Raw genomic sequence first — 4,779 nt, forward strand, 5'->3', positions numbered from 1 at the left:
CGACGACGAGCAGCGCTGTCCCGTCCACGTCACCGACCTGGCCGCTGCGCTGGTCGAGCTCGCCGGCAACGACCTGCAGGGGGTGCTGCACGTGGCCGGGGCCCAGGCGACGAGCAGGCTGGAGCTCGGTCGCCTCATCGCGCGCCGCGACGGGCTGGACCCCGCGTCGCTGAGGGGCACGAGCAGGGCCGCCGCGCGGGTGCCGGGGCCCATCGACGTACGCCTCGACTCGACCAGGGCCTCCCAGGTGCTGAACACTCGGCTGCGCGGGGCGGAGGAGTTCCTGTGAGGACCCGCGGGATCGCCTGGGCGATCGCCGCCCTCACCGTCGTCCAGCTCGCCGTCGGCGCCTTCAGCGGCCTGCAGCAGTACGACGGCAAGGGCTTCGGCTACCGCCTGCTCTCCTATCCCGCGCTGATGGCGGTCCCGCCGCTGGTGTGGTGGTGGACGCACCGCGGCAAGCAGATGCGCTGGGGCGCGGTCGCGTTGATCTGGTCGCCGTTCCTGCTCGACGTCACCGGCAACACGCTCGACCTCTTCGACGCCGTCGTGTGGTGGGACGACCTGATGCACTTCGTCAGCTGGGGGCTGCTGTGCGGCGGTCTCGGCCTGCTCCTGGTCCCGCACCTGAGGCCGGCCTGGCTGCAGGTCCTGCTGATCACGGGGCTGGGCGCGCTCCTCGCGATCGGCTGGGAGCTGGGGGAGTGGTGGACCTTCATCCGCCGTGGCGTCGAGCTCGACGGGGCCTACCAGGACACGCTCGGTGACGAGGCGCTCGGCACAGTGGGCGCGCTGCTCGCCGGTCTGGCGCTCGCGTGCCGGGGGCGGCGGACGCCATGACCCTCCATCTCGTCCGGCACGGCCGGCCCGTCATCGAGCCGGACCGGCCGGCCGCCGAGTGGGAGCTCGATCCGGCCGGCTTCGTCGAGGTGTGGGCGCTGCGGGACCGGCTGCCGAGTCGCGCGGCGTGGTTCTGCTCACCCGAGCCCAAGGCGCAGCAGACCGCCCAGCTGCTCACCGACAGCGACGTCGGGATCATCGACGAGCTGCGCGAGCAGGAGCGGGCGACCGGGCTGCTCGACGACTTCCACGACCGCGTGGCCGCCGCCTTCGCGCAGCCGGACCGGCCCGCTGCGCCGGGCTGGGAGCCCCTCAGCACGACCCGTGCGCGACTCGTCCCCGCCGTACGCCGCATCCTCGACGTGCACGGCGGCCTCAGCGGTGACATGGACGTCGTCCTGGTCGGTCACGGGACCGCCTGGACGCTGCTCGTGGCCGACCTGACCGACCACGAACCCGATCTCGTGAGGTGGAGGTCACTCGGCATGCCCGACGTGATCACGGTGCCGACCCGCCTACGATGAACCCATGAGCGCGCCCGACACGACCACCGAGACCGCCCAGCCGGTCGGGGAGCCGCGCAACTGGTGGCACCGCAGCCACCCGACGTTCGCCGCACTCACCGGCTTCTTCTCCGGGATGCTCTTCGTGACGGCGCTCCCGGGCGCGTTCGCAGCGATCCTCCGGGCAGTGTTCTCCACCGAGACCGCCGAGGAGCTGTTCCCCTTCGTGCTCTTCGGTCTGGCGCTGCCGATCTTCCTGCTCGTGAAGCGCAAGACCCGCCGCTTCGCGGTCTTCATGGTGATCGGGATGGCCATCACGGCCCTCGTCGTCCTGGGCGTGGCCTCGCTGGTCGTCTACTTCATGGTCCAGTACGACGCCAGCTGAGTTCGCCGTTTCCGAGGGCCGGGTGGGAGGATCGCGGAGCGATGTCCCACGAACCCATCAAGACCCTGCCCCTCGTCTTCGACGAACCGCGCGGCCGCAAGAAGCCGCCGCGTCACCTCGCTGACCTCGACGAAGCCGGGCGCAAGGACCTGCTGACCGAGATGGGGCTGCCGGGCTTCCGGGCCAAGCAGCTCTCCACCCACTACTTCGGCCGCCTCGTCGACGACCCCGCCGAGATGACGGACCTGCCCGCCGGGCAGCGCGCCGAGCTCGTCAGTGCCCTGCTGCCGCACCTGATGACGCCGCTGCGCACCCTGGAGGCCGACAAGGGCACGACCCGCAAGACGCTGTGGAAGCTCTTCGACGGCGCGCTCGTCGAGTCCGTGCTGATGCGCTACCCGGACCGCGCGACGGTCTGCGTCTCCAGCCAGGCCGGCTGCGGCATGGCCTGCCCGTTCTGCGCAACCGGACAAGGTGGCCTGCAGCGCAACATGTCGACCGCCGAGATCGTCGAGCAGGTCGTCGCCGGTGCGCGCTCCATGGCCCGCGGCGAGGTTGCCGGCGGCCCGGGGCGGGTGTCCAACGTCGTGTTCATGGGGATGGGCGAGCCGCTGGCCAACTACAAGGCGGTCATCGGCGCCGTACGCCGCCTCGTCGACCCGTCTCCGGCCGGACTGGGCATGAGCGCACGCGGCATCACCGTCTCCACCGTCGGCCTCGTGCCGCGGATCAACCAGCTCACCGAGGAGGGCATCCCGGTGACCCTCGCGCTGAGCCTGCACGCTCCCGACGACGAGCTCCGCAACGAGCTGGTGCCGATCAACACCCGCTACTCGGTCGCCGAGACCGTCGACGCGGCGTGGAACTACGCCGCGAAGACCAAGCGTCGGGTGTCGATCGAATACGCCATGATGCGCGGGATCAACGACCAGGCCTGGCGTGCCGACCTGCTCGGCGACGTCCTCAACTCGTACGGCGACTGGGGCTGGGTGCACGTCAACCTCATCCCGCTCAACCCCACGCCCGGCTCCAAGTGGACCGCCAGCGACCCGTTGGACGAGCGCGAGTTCGTGCGCCGTCTCGAGGCCAAGGGCATCTCCACGACCGTCCGCGACACGCGCGGCCGCGAGATCGACGGGGCCTGCGGGCAGCTCGCCGCGGCGGAGTAGCACCCCGTCGGACGGTGTTCACGTGTCGTCTGCACGGGCCACCCGCACTGTTGTGACCGCGCCGCCATGGTGCGGTCATGGCCACGTTGCGACGAACCGATCGACAAGCTGCCGTCTCCAACACGACCTTCTCCCGGTCCAACCTGATCCCGCTCCAGTCGCGGCGCACCGATCCCGATCGGCTGCGGGTGCTGGTCGTGACCGAGTCGTTCCTGCCACAGGTCAACGGCGTCACCAACTCCGTGCGCCGCGTGCTGGAGCACCTCGCGGCCGAGGGCCACGTCGCGGAGGTCTTCGCCCCGACCGGTCCGGCGTCGTATGCCGGCTTCCCCGTCACCATCGCCCGCGGTGCGAGCCTGCCGTTCTACCAGGACTTCCGGATCGGGCTCGAGACGCGTCGTCGGCTCCGCGCGGTGATGCTGCGCTTCCAGCCCGACGTCGTCCACATCGCGTCACCGGCCACGCTCGGCTACCAGGCTGCGAAGGCCGCTCGCGAGCTCGGCATCCCCACGGTGGCGATCTACCAGACCGACCTCGTCGGCTTCGCCGAGCGCTACGGCATCGCCGGTGGCACGGCCGCGATGTCCAGGCTGACGCGGATGATCCACGTCGCCGTCGACCGCACGCTCGCCCCCTCGACCGCATCCGTTCGACAGCTCGAGGAGATGCAGATCCCGGGGCTGGCTCGGTGGCCGCGTGGCGTCGACCTCGAGATGTTCGACCCGGGCTACCGCTCCGAACGCCTCCACCAGGAGCTCGCGCCGAACGGCGAGGCCCTCGTCGGCTACGTCGGACGGCTCGCACCCGAGAAGGAGCTCGAGCTGCTCGCCCATGTCGACCGGCTCGCCGGCGTGCGGCTCGTGATCGTGGGTGGCGGTCCGGAGGAGGCGCGACTGCGCGACCTGTTGCCCGGTGCCGCCTTCCTCGGCGTCCTCCACGGCGAGGAGCTGAGCCGGGCCTACGCCACGCTCGACGTGTTCGCGCACACCGGTCGCCACGAGACCTACTGCCAGTCCGCCCAGGAGGCGCTCGCCAGCGGGGTCCCGGTGGTCGCCCCGCGCGCCGGTGGTCCCATCGACGTCGTCGACGCCGGCGCGGGATACCTCTACCAGCCCGGCAACGGCACCGAGCTGGCGGCGTACGTCGTCCGGCTGGTCGACGACCCGCACCTCCGCGCGCAGGTCGCCGCCACCGCCCACCGCAGCGTCCAGGGGCGCTCGTGGCAGGCGGTCAACGACCGGCTCGTCGAGCACTACCGCGAGGTCTGCGGGAGCCGGCTCGAGCGTGCGGCGAAGCGTCGGGTGGGCTGAGGTCCTACGCCGCTCGCGACCTCCTCCGCGCTCTTTGTCAACTGGCGGCGGCCGACAGTCAGATCGGCCATTCACCTGTCGTGCGCCGCCAGTTCGTGGACGGGCCGCCGTGGGCCGCGTTGTGCGTCTGGTTGGTTGAGCGCCCCGTCGGTCGGCCCACGCCTTGTCCACCGTCATCGCGCCAGCAGCTCCACAGCCTCCTCGACCGTGTCGACGAGGTGGACGTGCGGCTCCATCGCGCGCCCCTGCGCCAGCGACCTGAGCAGCGGCCAGGCGGGCACCGTCGTCGTCCAGTGCTCCACCCCGACAAGCACCATGGGTGCGACCGACGACTCGTCGGCGTAGTAGTTCTCGCAGCCGTCCTGGAAGATCTCCTGCACCGTCCCACCGGCGCCGGGCAGGAACACGATCCCCGCGTCGCACACCTCGAGCAGGATCGCCTCGCGGGTGGCGTTGCGGACGTACTTCGCGATCGCCGTCGCGAACGGGTTCGGCGGCTCGTGGCCGTAGTGCCAGGTCGGGATGCCGAGCGAGTCGACGCCGGCGCGGGATACCTCTACCAGCCCGGCAAC

7 protein-coding genes are annotated in these 4,779 nt (G+C 71.4%); 6 read left to right on the top strand and 1 reads right to left on the bottom strand.

The genetic code is table 11. From position 1 onward, the window contains the following. The 6 genes from RMO85_RS03745 to RMO85_RS03770 all read left to right on the top strand — a co-directional run. On the top strand, positions 1-289 hold a 289-nt coding region (locus tag RMO85_RS03745; protein WP_310526556.1), incomplete at its 5' end, for a sugar nucleotide-binding protein. After that, positions 286-840, top strand: a complete 555-nt coding sequence (locus RMO85_RS03750) for a hypothetical protein (RefSeq protein ID WP_310526558.1) — start codon at positions 286-288, stop codon at positions 838-840. The genes RMO85_RS03745 and RMO85_RS03750, both read left to right, overlap by 4 nt. After that, on the top strand, positions 837-1,364 hold the full coding sequence (locus RMO85_RS03755) for a histidine phosphatase family protein (RefSeq protein ID WP_310526560.1): 528 nt from the start codon (positions 837-839) through the stop codon (positions 1,362-1,364). Before RMO85_RS03750 ends, RMO85_RS03755 begins: the two co-directional genes overlap by 4 nt. 4 nt (positions 1,365-1,368) lie before the next feature. After that, a complete protein-coding gene (locus tag RMO85_RS03760) occupies positions 1,369-1,728 on the top strand; it encodes a hypothetical protein (RefSeq protein ID WP_310526561.1) in 360 nt (119 codons plus the stop codon). A gap of 41 nt (positions 1,729-1,769) precedes the next feature. Beyond that, on the top strand, positions 1,770-2,897 hold the full coding sequence (gene rlmN / locus RMO85_RS03765; protein WP_310526562.1) for a 23S rRNA (adenine(2503)-C(2))-methyltransferase RlmN: 1,128 nt from the start codon (positions 1,770-1,772) through the stop codon (positions 2,895-2,897). 77 nt (positions 2,898-2,974) lie between these two features. Continuing rightward, complete coding sequence (locus RMO85_RS03770; RefSeq protein WP_310526563.1) at positions 2,975-4,207, top strand: glycosyltransferase family 1 protein; 1,233 nt, start codon at positions 2,975-2,977, stop codon at positions 4,205-4,207. A 173-nt stretch (positions 4,208-4,380) separates the two neighbouring features. On the opposite strand, the gene RMO85_RS03775 is transcribed toward RMO85_RS03770, so the two are convergent. Then, positions 4,381-4,779 (bottom strand): LOG family protein (locus RMO85_RS03775; protein WP_310526564.1); only part of this gene is annotated, 399 nt, incomplete at its 5' end.

The sequence above is a fragment of the Nocardioides sp. genome (genome assembly GCF_031422975.1).
GTDB lineage: Bacteria > Actinomycetota > Actinomycetes > Propionibacteriales > Nocardioidaceae > Nocardioides.